Source organism: Pseudomonas sp. TH49 (genome assembly GCF_016650625.1).
GTDB classification, from domain to species: domain Bacteria; phylum Pseudomonadota; class Gammaproteobacteria; order Pseudomonadales; family Pseudomonadaceae; genus Aquipseudomonas; species Aquipseudomonas fluorescens_H.
Window position 1 is genome coordinate 1,260,380 of sequence record NZ_JAEKFL010000002.1, and the last position, 17,613, is coordinate 1,277,992.

The window sequence follows — 17,613 nt, forward strand, 5'->3', positions numbered from 1 at the left end:
CGATACCTGTGGCGAGGGAGCTTGCTCCCGCTTGAGTGCGTAGCACTCACAAGCTTTTGGGGCCGCTACGCAGCCCAGCGGGAGCAAGCTCCCTCGCCACAAAAAGCAATCCGAATTCAGTCCATCGCGGGATACCGATGAAACGCTACGAAAAATTCGCCGACGACATCGCTGAACTGATCCGCTCCGGCGTCCTCGGCCCCGGGCAACGGGTGCCCTCGGTGCGCTACGCCAGCCAGACCTACGGGGTCAGCCCGTCCACAGTGTTCCAGGCCTATTACCTGCTCGAACGTCGCGGTCTGATCCGCGCGCGGCCGCGCTCCGGCTACTTCGTCAACACCCACGCACCGAGCCCGTTTTCCGAGCCGGTGATCAGCAGCCACGTCAACGATTCCACCGAAGTCGACGTCAGCGAACTGGTGTTCTCGGTCCTCGAATCGATCAAAGACCCGAGCACCGTGCCCTTCGGCTCGGCATTCCCCAGCCCCACCCTGTTCCCGTTGCAGCGTCTGTCGCGCTCGCTGGCCAGTGCCGCGCGGGAGATGGACCCGCGCATGGTGGTCACCGACATGTCGCCGGGCAACCCGCAACTGCGTCGGCAGATCGCCCTGCGCTACATGGTTGGCGGCTTGATGCTGCCGATGGAAGAACTGCTGATCACCAACGGCGCCCTCGAAGCGCTGAACCTGTGCCTGCAAGCGGTGACCGAGCCGGGCGATCTGGTGGCCATCGAAGCCCCGGCGTTCTACGCCAGCCTGCAAGTGCTGGAGCGCTTGAAACTCAAAGCCGTGGAAATCCCCGTGCACCCGCGCGACGGTATCGACCTCGGCGTGCTCGCCCAGACCCTGGAGCGCCATCCGATCAAGGCCTGCTGGTGCATGACCAGTTTCCAGAACCCGATGGGCGCGACCATGCCCGAGGCGAAGAAACAGGAACTGGTGGAACTGCTGCGCCGACATCAGGTGCCGCTGATCGAAGATGACGTCTACGCCGAACTCTATTACGGCCAGCAAGCGCCGAAACCGGCCAAGGCGTTCGACACGGAAGGACTGGTGATGCACTGCGGTTCGTTCGCCAAAAGCCTGGCCCCCGGCTACCGCATCGGCTGGGTCGCCGCCGGGCGCTACGCACAGAAAATCGAACGGCTGAAACTGATGACCTCGCTGTGCGCCTCGATGCCGGCACAAGCGGCCATTGCAGACTACCTGCAACACGGCGGCTACGACCGCCACCTGCGCAAACTGCGCTACGCCCTGGAAGAACAGCAAAGCGCGATGCTCGCGGCGATTGCCCGCTACTTCCCGGCGCAGACCCGCGTTAGTCAGCCAGCGGGCGGCTACTTCCTGTGGCTGGAACTGCCACCGCAGATGGATTCCTTGAAGTTGTTTCAGATGGCATTGGCGCAGGGCATCAGCATCGCGCCGGGGCCGATATTCTCGCCGACCCAGCGTTTTCGGAACTGTATCCGGTTGAATTACGGCAGCCCGTGGACCGAGGACTCGGAGAAAGCCATGGAGACGTTGGGGCGGATTGTGCGGTCGTTCTGATAGATTGATGTTGCTGCCAATGACGCCTTCGCGAGCAAGCCCGCTCCCACCTTTGGAATGCGTTTACCCTGTGGGAGCGGGCTTGCTCGCGAAGAGGCCGGATCAGCCAATACAAATCTCAAAGATCAACGCCCGCCCCCCAAATCAACAAACGTCCCGGTGGCATAGGAAGCCTTGTCCGACAGCAACCACACAATCGCCTCCGCCACCTCATCCGGCCGCCCGCCCCGGGCCATCGGGATCGCCGACTCAAGCTTGCTGACCCGGTCCGGATCACCGCTCAACGCGTGGAAATCGGTATAGATATAACCCGGACGCACCGCGTTGACGCGAATCCCCTCGCCCGCCACTTCCTTGGACAGACCGATGGTGAAGGTGTCGAGCGCACCTTTGGACGCGGCGTAGTCGACGTACTCGTTGGGCGAACCCAGGCGTGCCGCGACCGACGAGACGTTGACGATGCTGCCGCCCTGCCCGCCGTGTTTGGGCGACATGCGCAGGATCGCGTGTTTGGCGCAGAGGATCGGTGCCAGCACGTTGGTTTTCATGATTTTGAGAATGCGGAACTCGGACATTTCATCGACCCGCGATTTGTGCCCGACGGTGCCGGCGTTGTTCACCAGCGCGGTGACCCGCCCCAGTTCGGTGTCGACCCGCTGAAACAGCGCGATCACTTCGTCTTCGATACTGACATCGGCGCGCACTGCAATGGCTTGGGCCCCCAGCGCCCGCACTTGCTCCAGCACGCTTTGCGCGGCCTGTTCATCCGACTGATAGTTGATGCAGATCCGATAGCCCTGCTCGGCAGCCAACAACGCCGTAGCGGCGCCAATTCCGCGCCCGCCACCGGTGATCACAATGACTTTATCCATGCTGGCCCTTCCCCCCAATGCACACGTAACAGTCGGGTGGAAGAATAACCGCCATTGGGCGGTTTTGCATGGGCTCTGTCAAAGACAAAACCATGTATGAGACTGAGATGTTTTTTGTGGCGAGGGAGCAAGCTCCCTCGCCACAGACTGCAGTCAGACAGCCGCCATAGCCTCTCCACGGGCAATGTTCTGCAGGAACACATCCGCCGGCATCGGATGCCCCAACAAATAACCCTGCAACGAATCACACCCCAACTGCGTGAGGAAGTCCTGCTGCATTCCGGTCTCCACACCCTCGGCGACGATCCGCAGACCCAACGCCTGCCCCAACGCCACGATGGCCGAGACGATGGCCGCGTCGTCGCTGTCGTGTTCCAGATCACGGACAAATCCGCGGTCGATCTTCAGCTCGTTGGCCGGCAAGCGCTTGAGGTACATCAAGCTCGAGTAGCCGGTGCCGAAGTCGTCGATCGACAAGTCGACGCCCATGTCCGACAACTCCTGCAACACCGTCATGCTCGCATCGGCATCGCTCATGGCCGTGGTTTCGGTGATTTCCAGAGTCAGGCTGTTGGCCGGCAGATGATGCGTCGCCAGCGCCTTGGCCACGCTGCGCACCAGTCCTGCGTGGCAGAACTGCAACGCCGAGAGGTTCACCGCGATTCGCCAGTCGGTGTAACCGAGCACGTACCACTCGCGCATCTGCCGGCAAGCTTCGTTGAGCACCCATTCGCCGATGGCGATGATCAGACCGGTTTTCTCCGCCAGATCGATGAACTTGTCCGGCAGCAACATGCCCTGGGTCGGATGCTGCCAGCGCAGCAGTGCTTCGGCGCCGACCGGACGACCGCTGGCGGCGTCGAATTTGGGTTGGAAATACAGGCTGAACTGACCGTGCTCCAGCGCTGCGCGCAGATCCTGCAACAGTTGCAGTTGCTTGCGCGCGTTGTTATTCATCGAGGCGTCAAAGAAGCTGTAGCCGTTTTTGCCGCCGCCCTTGGCGTGATACATCGCCGCGTCAGCGTTCATCAGCAGTTCCTGAGCGCTCTGGCCATTGCCCGGGTACAAGGCGATGCCGACGCTGGCGGATATCTGCAAGTCGTGCTCGGCCACGCGGAAGGCCTGGGCGATCAACCCGACCTGGCGCGCGGCAAGGCTCAGGGCATCGTCGGGTTCGGTCAGGCGCACCAGCAGCACGAATTCGTCGCCGCCGATCCGCGCCAGCGTGTCCTGGCTGCGCAGGTCTTCGCGCAGGCGCACCCCGACTTCGCGCAGCAACTGGTCACCCATGTGGTGGCCAAAGGCATCGTTGACCGGTTTGAAACCGTCCAGATCGATGAACATCAGCGCAAAACAGCCGCCCTGTTCCTCAACCTTTTTCATCGCCTGATTGATCCGGTCGTCCAGCAACATGCGGTTCGGCAGGCCGGTCAGGGTGTCATGCAACGCCAGTTGCGTCAGTTCACGGTTGGCCAGGGTCAGCGAATGCGCCAGATCGGCGGTACGCGCTTCGAGGCGAGCATCGAGAATCGAAGTGAGCAAGGCGATCGACAGCACCGCCAGGGTGGTGATCAGCACCAGATTGTCGAGGCCATTGCCCTTGAGCCCGTCAAGCGTCGCACCGCAGAAACTGCCAGCGGGAAACTGCGCGGCGGCCATCCCGGTGTAGTGCATGCCGACAATGGCAATGCCCATGATCACCGCCGCGCCGCCGCGGATCAGGCGCACATACGGCGATTGCTGGCGCAAGCGGAAGGCGATCCACAACGCCGCTGCCGAAGCACCCACCGCGATCAGCAATGACGCGCCGAACAGCGTCGGGTCGTAATCGATCCCCGGGGTCATGCGCAGCGCGGCCATGCCGGTGTAATGCATCGCACTGATGCCGGCGCCCATGACCAAGGCACCAAAGGCCAGTTGCAACACAGGCAGTTTCGGCTGACTGACCAGCCACAGGGCAAACCCGCAGGACAGTACCGCGATCAATAGCGATAGCGCGGTAATCGCCATGTCGTAGCCCAGATCGATCGGCAGCTTGAAAGCCAGCATGCCGATGAAATGCATCGACCACACGCCAACCCCCATCGCCAGTGCACCGCCCGCCGTCCAGAGATGCACTGCGCGCCCACGGGCGCTCGCGATGCGCCCGGTCAGGTCGAGCGCGGTGTAGGACGCGAGAATCGCCACACACAACGAAATGAAAACCAGAGTGAAGGAATAATTACCGATGAGCATGGGGATTCTCGCAACCACCCGCGCCGTACTGCATCCATTCTCGGCCGGGCAAATGCGGCGATTGTACTGATTGCGCAGAAGAACGCACTGACAAAGTAATCATTTTGCCATCAACCCGATGAAACGCTTGTTTGATGGTTTTGCGAGGCTCTGGCCCGGGCCTCGTTCCCAGGATTCCTGCAATCAGCGCGATCAATGTGGGAGCGAGCCTGCTCGCGAAAAAGCCAGCACGTTCATCGCCGATGTCGACCGAACTGACGCCTTCGCGAGCAGGCTCGCTCCCACGGATCAGCGATTGTCGCTGACATCGAGTTGTCCGTCCCAGCCACCGCCCAGCGCCGCAATCAATTGCACGCTGGCAATCAGGCGGCTCTGCAAGATGTTGAGGACAGTCCGTTCGTTGTTCAACGCAGTCGCCTGCACCACCACGACATCGATGTAGGCAATCAAACCGGCCTTGTACTGATTCTGGGTCAGACGCAGCGAGTCGCGCGCCGCCTCCAGTGCTTCCTGACGCACAGCGGCTTCGTCTTCATACACCTTCAGTTGCACTAGATAGTTTTCCACTTCGCGGAAACCATCGAGTACGGTCTGGCGGTACTTGGCGACGGTCTGGTCATAGACCGCCTCGGTACGGTCAACCTCGGCCGAACGGATCCCGCCGTCAAAGATCGGCAAATCCAGTTTCGGCCCGACCGACCAGAAACGGTTCGGTAGCGTTAACAGATTTTTCGAGGTACTGCTGCTGTAACCACCGCTCATGCTCAAGGTCAGATCCGGGTAATACGCGGCTTTTGCCACACCGATGTTGGCGTTGGCGGCGATCACCGAGCGCTCCGCCGAGGCGATGTCCGGGCGGCGCTCCAGCAACTGCGACGGCAGACTCAGCGGAATCTGCGGCAGGTTCGGAATGCTCTGGGTTTCAGCAATGCTGAACTCGGCCGGCGCCTGCCCGGTGAGGACGGCGATAGCATTCTCAAACTGCGCCCGTTGCCAGATCAGGTCCACCAGATCGGCCTGCGTGCTTTTCAGCTGAGTCTGTGCCTGCGCCACCGCATCGCGCCCGGAAATGCCCGCGCGGTACTGGTTCTGGGTCATTTGCAGCGATTTCTCGTAAGCCGTGACGGTGGCTTCGAGCAGCCTCTTCTGCTGATCGATCACCCGCAGTTGCAGGTAATTCTGCACCAGCTCCGACTGCTGGCTCAGGCGCATCGCCGCCAGATCGGCGAAGCTGGCCTGGGCGCTGGCTTCGTTGGCTTCCAGGCCACGGCGCAACTTGCCCCAGATATCCGCTTCCCAACTCACGCCCAACTGCGCGTTGTAGGTGTCGCGAATGCCGCTGGCAGAACTGCTCAGGCTCGAACTGCTGCTGCCGGTGCCCTGACTGGAGCGGGTTTTGCCCAGACTCAGGTCGACGTTCGGGTAAAACGCCCCGCGGGCACTGCGCACCAAAGCCTGGGCCTGACGGTACTGGGCTTCGGATTGCGCAACGGTCTGGTTGGAGCTGTTGAGTTTCTCGATCAGGCCATTGAGCTGCTGATCGCCATACAACTCCCACCAGGCGCCACGGGCCAGCGAGTCGCTCGGATTGGCCTGGCGCCAGCCTTCGGCCTCTTTGTATTGCGCGACCTCGGCGGTCTGCGGGCGCTGATAGTCCGGGCCGACGGCGCAGGCACTGAGCATCGCCACGCACAGCGACAGACTCAACAGGCGCGAGCCGCGCGCAGTGGCCAGATTGAGAAGCGAACGGTCAGTCATAGCGGAGTTTCCAGAGCGGCGTCAGTACGCACGCCACGCCACTTGTTGAAGCGGTGGCGCAGCTTGTCGAGATAGAGGTAAACCACAGGCGTGGTGTAAAGGGTAAGCACCTGGCTGAAGATCAGGCCTCCGATGATGGTCAGGCCCAATGGCTGGCGCATTTCCGCGCCTTCTGCACGGCCGAGCAGCAACGGCAAGGCGCCGAGGATCGCCGCCAGGGTGGTCATCAGAATCGGCCGCAGCCGTTGCAGGCACGCGCTGCGGATCGACTCCAGCGGCGACAGGCCCTGATGGCGCTCCAGTTGCAGCGCCAGGTCGATCATCAGAATCGCGTTTTTCTTCACCACCCCGATCAACAGGAACAACCCGAGCAGCGAGATCAGGCTGAACTCGCCGCCCAGCGCATAGATCGACAGCAACGCGCCGACGCCGGCCGAGGGCAAGGTCGAGAGAATCGTCAGCGGATGAATGTAGCTTTCATACAGCACGCCGAGTACCAGATACACCGCCAGCAGCGCACCGAGGATCATGAACGGCTGGCTTTTCTGGGTCGCGGCAAAGGCGTCGGCGGTGCCGGCCATTTTTGCGATCACGTCTTCCGGCAGACCGACTTTGGCAATCGCCCGTTCGATCGCGGCACTGCCCTGCTCCACCGTCACGCCTTCGGCCATATCGAAGGAAATGTCTTCAGAGGCGAACTGGCCTTCGTGGCTGACGCGGTCGTCTTCCAGGCTGTTTTCGTAATGGGCGATGGTCGACAGCGGAATCCGCGCACCGTCAGCGGTAATCACGTGCACCTGATTGAGCGTCACCGGATCCTGCGCGTATTTCGGATTAACCTCCATCACCACCTGATACTGATTGAGGCTGTCGTAGATCGTGGAGATCTGCCGCTGGCTGTAGGCGTTGTTCAACACCGCCGTGACCATGTTCATGTCGACGCCGAGGCGTTTGGCCTGATCGCGGTCGACAATCAGCGTGACCTGCTGCGCGCCGCGCCCCTCGCGGGCGTCGATGGCCGTGAGCTCGGGCAGTGCCCGTAACGCGGCGACGACTTTCGGATACCACTCGCGCAACGAACCCAGATCGCCGCTTTGCAGGATGTAGCTGTATTGCGAAGTGGTCTGCTCGCGGCCACCGCCGAACTGCAGGTCCTGATCCGCCATCAGCATCAACTGGGCGCCGGGAACCTTGGGCATTTCCTTGCGCAGACGTTCGATGACTTTCTGCGCCGAGAGCTGACGCTCCTTGATCGGTTTCAACCGCACCAGCATAAAGGCGTTGTTGGTGCCGTTGGTGCCGCCGATGAACCCGGCGACGCTTTCCACCGCGTCATCTTTGAGCACGGCGCGGCGGAAGGTTTCCATTTTCGGCTGCATGACACTGAACGAGAGGCCGTCATCACCGCGCACGAAACCAATCAACTGACCGGTGTCCTGTTGCGGCATGAAGGTTTTCGGCACCACGACATACAGCGCGACGTTCACCCCGACCGTGATCAACAGACTGAGCAATGTCAGACGACGATGACGCAACACCCAGTCGAGGCTGGTGGCGTATTTGCCGACCATCCAGTCGTTGGTCCGCCGGCTCCAGCGTTGCAAACGGTTTTCTTCACCCGGGGTGTGCGGTTTGAGCCAGCGCGCGCAGAGCATCGGCGTAAGCGTCAGGGACACCACCAGCGACACCACGATCGCCGCCGCCAGTGTGATCGAGAACTCGCGGAACAGACTCTCGATAATCCCGCCCATGAACAGGATCGACAGAAACACCGCCACCAGCGAGACGTTCATCGACAGCAAGGTAAACCCGACTTCCTTGGCCCCGAGGTACGCGGCTTTCATCGGTTTGACGCCTTCGTCGATGTGCCGGGAGATGTTTTCCAGCACCACGATCGCATCGTCCACCACCAGCCCGGTCGCCAGAATCAGCGCCATCAGCGACAGGTTGTTCAGCGAGAAGCCATACAGGTACATCACCGCGAAGGTGCCGACCAGCGAGACCGGCACCGCCAATGTCGGAATCAGCGAGGCGCGGAAGTTACCGAGAAACAGGAACACCACCAGAATCACCAGTGCCACGGCAATCAGCAGGGTCATTTCCGCTTCGTGCAACGTGGCCTTGATCACTGGCGAGCGATCCATTGCCAGGTTCAGTTTGACGCTGGCCGGCAGTACCGCTTGCAGGGCCGGCAACTGCGCCTTGATCTCGTTGACCGTCTCGATGATGTTGGCGCCGGCCTGGCGGTTGATCACCAATAGCACCGCCGCGTCATCGTTGAAGAAACCGCTGTTGTAACGGTCTTCGACGCCGTCGCTGACCTTGGCCACGTCCTTCAGACGCAGGGCTGCGCCGTTGTTGTAGTGGATGATCAGTGATTCGTAATCCTTGGCTTTCTCCAACTGGTCGTTGGCCTGGATCTGCCACAGGCGCTCGCTGTCTTCGACCGAGCCCTTGGGCCGACGCACGTTGGCCCCGGCGATGGTCTTGCGCACATCGTCGAGCGCCACGCCGTACTGGTTCAACGCCTGCGGTTCGAGTTCGATGCGCACCGCCGGCAGCGAACTGCCGCCGATCTGCACTTCACCCACGCCCTGCACCTGGGACAGGCTCTGCGAGAGGATGGTCGAGGCCAGGTCATAGAGCTGGCCTTTTTCCAGCACATCCGAAGTCAGCGACAGCACCATGATCGGCGCCTGCGACGGGTTGACCTTCTTGTAGGTCGGCATGCTGCGCATCCCGCTCGGCAACAGGTTGCGCGAAGCGTTGATCGCCGCCTGCACTTCCCGTGCCGCGCCGTTGATGTCGCGGTCGAGGTCGAATTGCAGAATGACCCGGGTCGAACCCTGGCTGGAACGGCTGCTCATGGTGTTGACACCGGCAATCGCGCCGAACGAGCGCTCCAGTGGCGTCGCCACCGTGGACGCCATCACCTCGGGACTGGCGCCGGGCAGACTGGCCTGGACCACAATCACCGGGAAATCCATTTGCGGCAGCGGCGACACCGGCAACAGACCGAAACTGACACCGCCCAGCAGCATGATCGCCAGGCTCAGGAGCATGGTCGCGACCGGGCGCTTGATGAAAGGACCGGACAAGTTCATTGACCGCAATCCCCAACATCACACCAGTCCCTTGTGGGAGCGGGCTTGCTCGCGAATACGGTCTGACATTCAACATTCATGTCGCCTGATACAGCGCTTTCGCGAGCAAGCCCGCTCCCACAGGGGGAATGTGTACGGACAGTCATACCGGTACCTCTTCGGCATTGGTCTTGCCGAAGCGCCGACCGAGGCGGTCGAAGTACAGGTAGATCACCGGCGTAGTGAACAGGGTCAGCACCTGGCTCACCAGCAAACCGCCGACCATCACCAGACCCAGTGGCTGACGCAGTTCCGCCCCGGAACCGGTGGCGAGCATCAGTGGCACCGCGCCGAACAGCGCGGCCAAAGTGGTCATCAGAATCGGCCGGAAACGCAGCAGCGCCGCCTGATAGATCGCCTGCTCCGGCGCCATGCCCTGCGTGCGTTCGGCGTCGAGGGCGAAGTCGATCATCATGATCGCGTTCTTCTTGACGATACCGATCAGCAGGATGATGCCGATGATCGCGATCATGCCCAGGTCATTGCCGCTGAGCAGCAACGCCAGCAAGGCGCCGACCGCCGCCGACGGCAGGGTCGAGAGAATGGTGATCGGGTGGATGTAACTTTCGTAAAGCACGCCGAGCACGATGTACATGGTCACCACCGCTGCCAGAATCAGCAGCAAGGTGCTCGACAACGACGCCTGGAACGCTTCGGCCGCGCCCTGGAACTGGGTCTGCACGCCAATCGGCATGCCGATGTCCTTCTGCACCTGATCAATGATGTCCACCGCATGCCCCAGCGCCACGCCGGGCGCCAGGTTGAACGACATCATCACCGCCGGGAACTGACCGATGTGGGTAATCGCCAGTTGCGCCTGACGCTCCTCGACATGGGCCAGGCTCGACAGGCGCACCTGCGCACCGTCAGTGGTCTTGACGTGGATCTGATCCAGCGCCGCCGGCCCGATCTTCTCCCCGGCTTGCGCTTGCAGCACCACACGGTACTGGCTGGCCTGAGTGTAAATGGTCGAGATCTGCCGCTGGCCGAAGGCGTCGTACAGCGCATCGGTGATGTTCTGCACCGAAACGCCGAGGCGTGAAGCGGCATCGCGGTCGATCACCAGATAGACCTGCAGGCCCTTGTCCTGCAAGTCACTGGCAACGTCGGTCAACTCCGGACGCTGGGCCAAGGCCTCGACCAGACGCCCGCTCCACTGACTGAGCAATTCTGCATCTGGCGAAGACATGCTGAACTGGTACTGGGTCCGGCTGACCCGATCCTCGATGGTCAGGTCCTGCACCGGCTGCATGAACAGGCGGATGCCGACCAGCTTGTCGAGTTGCGGTTGCAGGCGCGCGATCACCTGCGTGGCGCTCAGGTCACGCTGGCCGTGCGGCTTGAGATTGATCAGCAGGCGACCGCTGTTGAGCGTGGCGTTGTCGCCGTCGACACCGATGTAGGACGACAGGCTTTCAACCGCCGGATCTTCGAGAATCACCTTGGCCAGCGCCTGCTGACGCTCGCCCATGGCCGCGAAGGAAATCGACTGCGGCGCCTCGGAAATGCCCTGGATCACCCCGGTGTCCTGCACCGGGAAGAAGCCCTTGGGTACAACCATATAAAGGAACACGGTCAGCGCCAGAGTACCGATGGCCACCATCAGGGTCAGCGGCTGGTGCTTGAGCACCCACTGCAACTTGCGCCCGTAAGCAGCGATCATCCAGTCGATGAATGCGCCACTGGCCCGGTAGAAACGGCCCTGCTCGTGTTCTTGCGGTTCACGCTTGAGCAGTCGCGCGCACATCATCGGCGTCAGGGTCAGCGAAACCACCAGGGAAATCAGGATCGCCACCGCCAAAGTGATGGCGAACTCGCGAAACAGCCGCCCGACCACGTCGGCCATGAACAGCAGCGGAATCAGTACCGCAATCAGCGACAGCGTCAGGGAGATCAGGGTAAAGCCAATCTGCTTCGCGCCCTTGAGCGCGGCCTGCATCGGGCTGTCCCCTTCTTCGATGAAGCGCGCGATGTTTTCCAGCATCACAATGGCATCGTCGACCACAAAACCAGTGGCGATGGTCAGCGCCATCAAGGTCAGGTTGTTGACCGAGAACCCGGCGAGATACATCACGCCAAACGTACCGATCAGCGACAGCGGCACCGCTACCGACGGAATGATCGTCGCGCTGGCACGCCGTAGAAAGAGGAAGGTCACCATCACCACCAGAGCGATGGCGATCAGCAGCTCGTGCTGCACGTCAGTGACCGAGGCGCGGATGGTCTGGGTGCGGTCGGTGAGCACGGTGACGTCGAGGCCGGCCGGCAGGTTATCGGTGATGCTCGGCAGCAAGGCCTTGATCCGGTCGACCACCTCGATCACGTTGGCCCCCGGCTGACGCTGGATGTTCAGCAGTACCGCCTGATTCTGGTTGGCCCACGCGGCGAGACGTTCGTTCTCCGCGCCATCGACGATTTCCGCCACATCCTTCAGGCGCAGCGGCGCGCCGTTCTTGTAGGCGAGGATCAGGTTGGCGTAGTCCTTGGGCGACGTCAGTTGGTCGTTGGCGTCGAGCATCGAGACCCGGGTCGGACCGTCGAAGTTACCTTTCGGTTGGTTGACGTTGGACGCGCCGATCAGGGTGCGCACGTCTTCGAGGTTCAGGCTGTTCGCCGCCAGGGCTTCCGGGTTGACCTTGATCCGCACTGCCTGACGCTGACCGCCGGCAATGCTGACCATGCCGACGCCGCTGATCTGGGCGATCTTCTGCGCCATGCGCGTATCGACAAGGTCGTTGAGCTTGGGCAGGAGCATGGTTTTTGAAGTGATCGCCAGGGTAAGCACCGGGGTGTCCGCCGGGTTGACCTTGTTGTACACCGGCGGTGCCGGCAGGTCGGTTGGCAGCAGATTGGTCGCGGCGTTGATCGCGGCTTGCACCTGCTGCTCGGCGACGTCCATGTTGATGTCGAGGCTGAAGCGCAGGGTCAGCACCGAAGCGCCGCCGGAGCTGGTCGAGGCCATTTGCGTCAGGCCGGGCATTTGCCCGAACTGACGTTCGAGCGGTGCGGTCACGGCACTGGTCATCACGTCCGGACTGGCGCCGGGGTACAGGGTCATGACGCGAATGGTCGGGTAATCGACCTGCGGCAACGCCGAGACCGGCAGCAGGCGATAGGCAATCAGGCCGGCCAGAACAATGGCCAACATGCTCAGGGTGGTGGCTACCGGACGGAGGATGAACAGCCGCGAAATGTTCATGCGCCCTTCTTGGCCTTGTCTGTAGAGGCGGTGTCATGCGCGCTGGCTGCGGGCTTGCCTTGCAGGTGTTCGGTCGGCGTTGTCGGCACGTCATTGCTGTCGTTGACCACTTCGACTTCACTGCCCTCCTTCAAGCGGTCGGTGCCTTCGAGCACCACGCGGTCGCCCGCGGCGAGACCTTCGGTGACCACGGTGTTGGTGCCGTCACTGGCGCCGATCTTCAGTTGGCGGATGGTGACTTTCTTGTCGCCGTCCATTGCATAGACGAAGGTGCCATTGGTGCCGAACTGGATGGCTGCCGACGGTGCCAGCACTACACCCTTGAGGGTGTCGGCCAACAGGTGCACGTTGACGAACTGATTGGGGAACAGCGACTGGTCGCGGTTATCGTAACGGGCCTTGAATTTCAGGGTGCCGGTGGCGACGTCGATCTGGTTGTCGAGGCTTTGCAGGACGCCGGTGGCCTGGATTTTGGTGTCGCCGCGATCCCATGCCTCAGCGGGTAGTTTGGCGCCGCTGTGGTAACGCGACAGCACGGTTTCCAGATTGTTCTCCGGCAGGGTGAACACCACGCTGATTGGCTGAGTCTGGGTAATGACGGCGAGGAACGTGGTGTCGTTCGCCGCCACCAGGTTGCCGACGTCGAGCTGACGCAGGCCGACGCGACCGGCAATCGGTGCGCGGATCTTGGTGAATTCGAGATTGAGTTTGGCGTCGTTGACCGCCGCCTGATTGGTCTTGACCGTGCCCAGATACTGGCCGACCAGTGCTTCGGCGGTGTCCAGGGTCTGCTTGGCGATACTGTCTTCCTTATACAGGCCACGATAACGCTCGACGTCGACCTGTGCGTTTTTCAACTGCGCCTGATTCTGCAGCAAGGTGCCTTCAGCCTGGAGCAAGGCATTCTGATAAGGACGCGGATCGATCTCTGCCAGCAGGTCGCCGGCCTTGACCATCTGCCCTTCTTCGAAATTGATCTTCACCAGTTCGCCGCCCACCCGGCTGCGCACATTAATGGTATTGAGCGCGGTGACCGTACCCAGAGCCTTGTAATACAGCGGAAAGTCCCCCGTGACCGCCGGCGCCACACGCACCGGAATAGGCCCGGCCGCCCCGCCGAAGCCCGGCCGCATCATCCCCGAACGCCCGGTGTGGCCGGCAGCAGCTTTCTGCGCGCCCTCCTTGTGGGCTGAACCGGCGGGCCAGAATTTCCAGCACAGAGCGGCGATGATCAGCAACACAAGCAGGCTCAACAGCCAGCGACGAGAGTTACGGGAGGACGATTGCATGGAGTGATTTACCATTGGGCGCGTGGGCTTCTTTTTTACGGGAGGCTGAACGATAAGCACTGACGGGACTTAAGCAAAGCAGCTTTACCGGCTATTTACTTTCAACTTACGTTACAAGGTGTGAGCCAAGACACTGATACACAAATGAAAACGGCCTGGACAGGGCCAGGCCGTTAACAATTGTAAAAGCGCTTATTTCAGTACGGCGAGTGCTGCGTCGTAGTTCGGCTCTTCAGCGATTTCCTTGACCAGCTCGCTGTGCAGCACGTTGTCGTTCTCGTCCAGCACCACCACGGCACGGGCGGTCAGGCCTTTCAACGGGCCGTCAGCGATGGCTACGCCGTAGTTCTCGATGAACTCAGCACCGCGCAGGGTCGACAGGTTCTGCACGTTTTCCAGGCCTTCGGCGCCGCAGAAACGGGCTTGGGCGAATGGCAGGTCAGCCGAGATGCACAGCACCACGGTGTTGGCCAGTTCGTTGGCCTGAGCGTTGAACTTGCGTACCGAAGTCGCGCAGGTCGGAGTGTCGACGCTTGGGAAGATGTTCAGCACTTTGCGCTTGCCGGCGAAGCTCGCCAGGGTGACGTCGGACAGATTGCCGGCAACCAGAGAAAAGGCTGGCGCCTTGGAACCGGCTTGTGGCAACTGGCCGTTGACTTGAACCGGGTTGCCTTTGAGGGTGACTTGAGCCATGACTTTAGTCCTTCTGATGTTTTGATTGGAAAGCATGCAAGAGGCCGAAGTTAACCACGAAATTGTCCGACGACCTATGCCCTGAATGAAAATTGTCAGGGGGCTACGCAAAAAATTGTATACAACCGCAAATCCTGTGGGAGCGAGCTTGCTCGCGAAAGCAATCTGCCAGGCAACGCTATGCTGAATGTGCCGCCGTCTTCGCGAGCAAGCTCGCTCCCACACTGATCTTCGCGGATCTGCATCATTTATTTAGAAGGTCTGTCGATTCGTGAGGTGACCGTTCGACTACGTAGTGAATCCCCCCATTCCCTGGAGAAACCACCATGCGATTCATGATCCTTGTCAAAGCCAGCGCCGACTCCGAAGCCGGCATCATGCCCAGTGAAGAACTGATCACCGCCATGGGCAACTTCAACGAAGAACTGGTCAAGGCCGGCATCCTCATCGACGCCGATGGCCTGCACCCGAGCAGCAAAGGCGCGCGCGTGCATTTCTCCGGCGACAAGCGCACGGTCATCGACGGCCCGTTCATCGAAACCAAGGAGCTGGTAGCCGGGTACTGGATCTGGGAAGTGAAATCGAAGGAAGAAGCCATCGAATGGGTCAAGCGCTGCCCGAATCCAATGCCGGGCGATTCTGATATCGAGATCCGCCAGATTTTCTCCGCCGAGGACTTCGGCGCCGAGTTCACTCCTGAGGCGCGGGCGCAGGAAGAGCGTGTTCGCGAGCAGGCCAAGAAAAACCTGTAATCCCCTGCCCCTGTAAGAGCTGCCGCAGGCTCGGGCCGCGATCGGACGATCTTTTGACTTTGGTTTTACAAACAAGATCAAAAGATCGCAGCCTGCGGCAGCTCCTAAACGGCCCCCAGTTATTTGGACTTGAGCTTCAGATACATCTGATGCATGTCATTCGCCCAGCCATCAATCACCGGTTTGACGTCGGTGGCCTTCATCGCCTGGGTGTCATTTTCCAATGGTTTACCGGTGCCTTTGCGCACCACTTGCGCCACGACCTTGTTGCTGCCGCCGTCGAGGAACACTGCTTCGGTGGCCAGGGTGGTTTCCTGATCGCGGATACCGCTGGCAGTGCTGACCGCTGCCGCCACCAGTGCCACCGGGATCACTTCATACGCGTGCAGGCCTTCGGTCTTGCTGCTTACCGCGGTGATCGCCGCCCGCACCACAATCACGCCCGGGCCGGGGCCGTTGGCCAACGGCAGGTCTTTGCTGATTTCACGCTTGAGCGCCTGATCGTAGTAAGCGGTGATGCCGTTGAGGGTCTGTTGGGAAATCTTCGCGGTCGGTTGCGGCTTTGGATAGAGCTGGGTCGGTTCGACGTACACGCTGGTGAACTTGCTGATATCGACCTTCGGATCAATCCAGCGCATCACTTCTGCACCGGAAGGCGATTTGGCCTCCCTGAGTTGGCTGTAGTCCTTGAGAAAGCCGGAATACTCATCGGGAGCGACGGTTTTGCTGGAGCAACCCACCACGCCGAGTGTGGCGATGCAGAGGGTGCCCATCATTACTGCAAGCTTCATGCTGTAACTCCTGTCAGAACGCCGAGATATATTGCCTGGCGGGAAATACAGTTATAGCCAATGCCGGGGAAATTACCTTGCACACACGCAAGATTCCCACGCGGTTGCATAGACACTGATGCTTTACGGGAGCAAGCAGGCTCGCTCCCACAGTTCCTGTGTCGAGATCAGGTTCCGGGTGTTACCAGGAAGACGTCGCCCCGCTCTTCAACGCCATCTCGCGCCGGCTGTTGGCGCGCATCGCCTTGATCAGCGATACCGAGCCCACCAGCAGAATCGCCGCGCCGAACAGGAAGTCGATGTTGTACAGCTGGAAGTCCTGCACCGGCCCCACCAGCAGCACCCGCACCACGGCAATCGCCACCAGCGTCGCGAGGAAGTCGATCCCCGGCTCGTCGCGATAGAACACGTGCAGCAACGGCAGGCACAGCACCAGCAGCAACAACAGCACCACGACCTTGAACGAGCCTTTGCGCTCGACGCTGAACGCGCATTCGTGCGGGCCGTAGGCCTTGTAGTCCTCGTCGCGGATCATCGAGTTTTTCTCGTTGATGTACTCGACGCGGTTGTACTTCTGGATCGGCGTGAAGGTGTTGGACATATCCATCAGCGTGGTGATGTTCTTGAAGCGCAGGTCAATGCGCTCGCTGCCCTTGAGGTAATACAGCACCGGTTTGTAGCCGTAGCGATAGGTGTCGAACGGAAAGTCGGTGACCTGGCCCTGCACGCCGATCGGGCGAGGTTCAAGCTCGGCGTAGGCGCTTTTGGTCGGTGAGGCGAGGTTGCGGCTCAGTGGCTGAACCTTGACCTGTTCGAGGAAGATCGGCGTCACACCGTACGACCACTGCAACGGTTCCAGGCGCAGGCGCAGCTCGTTGCGGCCCAGATCGTAGCGGTTGAAGGTGCGTTCGGAGACCACCAGCGAGCCACTGAGCATGAACTCGCCGCGCAGGTTGTTGGTGACGCGCAAGGTCAGTTGATCCTTGCCCAACAGCGCCGCTTCGGTGGACGGCGGCGCGCCGCACCACGCGGTGCTTTCACCGGCGCCGCCCAACTGGCCGTCGCGGTTTTCCTTGAACACATAGAAGTAACTGGCCCACAGCGTCAGCATCAACAGCAACGCCGTGAGGCCCAAAATCTTTTTGCCCGCACTCACTACCCAGACTCCCTTCTTCGTTCCGTCGTCCAGCCGAAAACCCGCTGGCGACGGGGACTCTACCAAAAGGCCAGCATCGACCCAAGGAAAAATCCGGGAATGGTGCGGGATGTAAGGGTTTCCCTTGCTTGTCACCGCAAACACCTGTGGCGAGGGAGCTTGCTCCCGCTGGGTGGCG

11 protein-coding genes are annotated in these 17,613 nt (G+C 61.1%); 2 read left to right on the forward strand and 9 right to left on the reverse strand.

Annotated features, from left to right (window positions below; genetic code table 11):
• Positions 1-137 precede the first annotated feature (137 nt).
• On the forward strand, positions 138-1,547 hold the full coding sequence (gene mapR / locus JFU48_RS23115) for a GntR family transcriptional regulator MpaR (RefSeq protein WP_008087199.1): 1,410 nt from the start codon (positions 138-140) through the stop codon (positions 1,545-1,547).
• A 125-nt stretch (positions 1,548-1,672) separates the two neighbouring features.
• Here mapR and JFU48_RS23120 read toward each other — a convergent pair whose 3' ends face one another.
• From JFU48_RS23120 to tpx, 7 genes are all read right to left on the reverse strand, one after another.
• Complete coding sequence (locus JFU48_RS23120) at positions 1,673-2,419, reverse strand: SDR family oxidoreductase (RefSeq protein ID WP_003224509.1); 747 nt, start codon at positions 2,417-2,419, stop codon at positions 1,673-1,675.
• Between the two features lie 153 nt (positions 2,420-2,572).
• The gene (locus tag JFU48_RS23125) at positions 2,573-4,654 is read right to left on the reverse strand and encodes a putative bifunctional diguanylate cyclase/phosphodiesterase (RefSeq protein WP_201137788.1); all 2,082 of its coding nucleotides are present in this window, start codon (positions 4,652-4,654) and stop codon (positions 2,573-2,575) included.
• A gap of 288 nt (positions 4,655-4,942) precedes the next feature.
• A complete protein-coding gene (locus JFU48_RS23130; RefSeq protein WP_201137789.1) occupies positions 4,943-6,412 on the reverse strand; it encodes an efflux transporter outer membrane subunit in 1,470 nt (489 codons plus the stop codon).
• Positions 6,409-9,516, reverse strand: a complete 3,108-nt coding sequence (locus JFU48_RS23135) for an efflux RND transporter permease subunit (protein WP_201137790.1) — start codon at positions 9,514-9,516, stop codon at positions 6,409-6,411. Before JFU48_RS23135 ends, JFU48_RS23130 begins: the two co-directional genes overlap by 4 nt.
• Before the next feature lie 142 nt (positions 9,517-9,658).
• On the reverse strand, positions 9,659-12,754 hold the full coding sequence (locus tag JFU48_RS23140; protein ID WP_103520132.1) for an MdtB/MuxB family multidrug efflux RND transporter permease subunit: 3,096 nt from the start codon (positions 12,752-12,754) through the stop codon (positions 9,659-9,661).
• Positions 12,751-14,058 (reverse strand): MdtA/MuxA family multidrug efflux RND transporter periplasmic adaptor subunit, encoded by a 1,308-nt coding sequence (locus tag JFU48_RS23145; protein WP_201137791.1) that lies wholly within the window; start codon positions 14,056-14,058, stop codon positions 12,751-12,753. Before JFU48_RS23145 ends, JFU48_RS23140 begins: the two co-directional genes overlap by 4 nt.
• A 177-nt stretch (positions 14,059-14,235) precedes the next feature.
• Positions 14,236-14,736, reverse strand: coding sequence for a thiol peroxidase (tpx, locus tag JFU48_RS23150; protein ID WP_003224497.1), 501 nt, complete (start codon positions 14,734-14,736; stop codon positions 14,236-14,238).
• Between the two features lie 326 nt (positions 14,737-15,062).
• Here tpx and JFU48_RS23155 point away from each other — a divergent pair, with 326 nt between their 5' ends.
• Entirely contained in the window at positions 15,063-15,488 is a 426-nt protein-coding gene (locus tag JFU48_RS23155; RefSeq protein WP_098963912.1) for a YciI family protein, read from the forward strand.
• 119 nt (positions 15,489-15,607) lie between these two features.
• On the opposite strand, the gene JFU48_RS23160 is transcribed toward JFU48_RS23155, so the two are convergent.
• Positions 15,608-16,279, reverse strand: coding sequence for a DUF3313 domain-containing protein (locus JFU48_RS23160; protein WP_201137792.1), 672 nt, complete (start codon positions 16,277-16,279; stop codon positions 15,608-15,610).
• 181 nt (positions 16,280-16,460) lie between these two features.
• Positions 16,461-17,435 carry a hypothetical protein gene (locus tag JFU48_RS23165; RefSeq protein ID WP_003224487.1) on the reverse strand — a complete coding sequence of 325 codons (975 nt, stop codon included), beginning with the start codon at positions 17,433-17,435 and terminating at the stop codon, positions 16,461-16,463.
• Positions 17,436-17,613 lie beyond the last annotated feature (178 nt).

What these genes read in the sequence shown, in the direction of transcription:
- JFU48_RS23140 (WP_103520132.1), bottom strand. Translation starts at nt 12,754, where the DNA reads ATGAACATTTCGCGGCTGTTCATCCTCCGTCCGGTAGCCACCACCCTG.
- JFU48_RS23155 (WP_098963912.1), top strand. Translation starts at nt 15,063, where the DNA reads ATGCGATTCATGATCCTTGTCAAAGCCAGCGCCGACTCCGAAGCCGGC.
- JFU48_RS23125 (WP_201137788.1), bottom strand. Translation starts at nt 4,654, where the DNA reads ATGCTCATCGGTAATTATTCCTTCACTCTGGTTTTCATTTCGTTGTGT.
- mapR (WP_008087199.1), top strand. Translation starts at nt 138, where the DNA reads ATGAAACGCTACGAAAAATTCGCCGACGACATCGCTGAACTGATCCGC.
- tpx (WP_003224497.1), bottom strand. Translation starts at nt 14,736, where the DNA reads ATGGCTCAAGTCACCCTCAAAGGCAACCCGGTTCAAGTCAACGGCCAG.
- JFU48_RS23130 (WP_201137789.1), bottom strand. Translation starts at nt 6,412, where the DNA reads ATGACTGACCGTTCGCTTCTCAATCTGGCCACTGCGCGCGGCTCGCGC.
- JFU48_RS23145 (WP_201137791.1), bottom strand. Translation starts at nt 14,058, where the DNA reads ATGGTAAATCACTCCATGCAATCGTCCTCCCGTAACTCTCGTCGCTGG.
- JFU48_RS23135 (WP_201137790.1), bottom strand. Translation starts at nt 9,516, where the DNA reads ATGAACTTGTCCGGTCCTTTCATCAAGCGCCCGGTCGCGACCATGCTC.
- JFU48_RS23160 (WP_201137792.1), bottom strand. Translation starts at nt 16,279, where the DNA reads ATGAAGCTTGCAGTAATGATGGGCACCCTCTGCATCGCCACACTCGGC.
- JFU48_RS23120 (WP_003224509.1), bottom strand. Translation starts at nt 2,419, where the DNA reads ATGGATAAAGTCATTGTGATCACCGGTGGCGGGCGCGGAATTGGCGCC.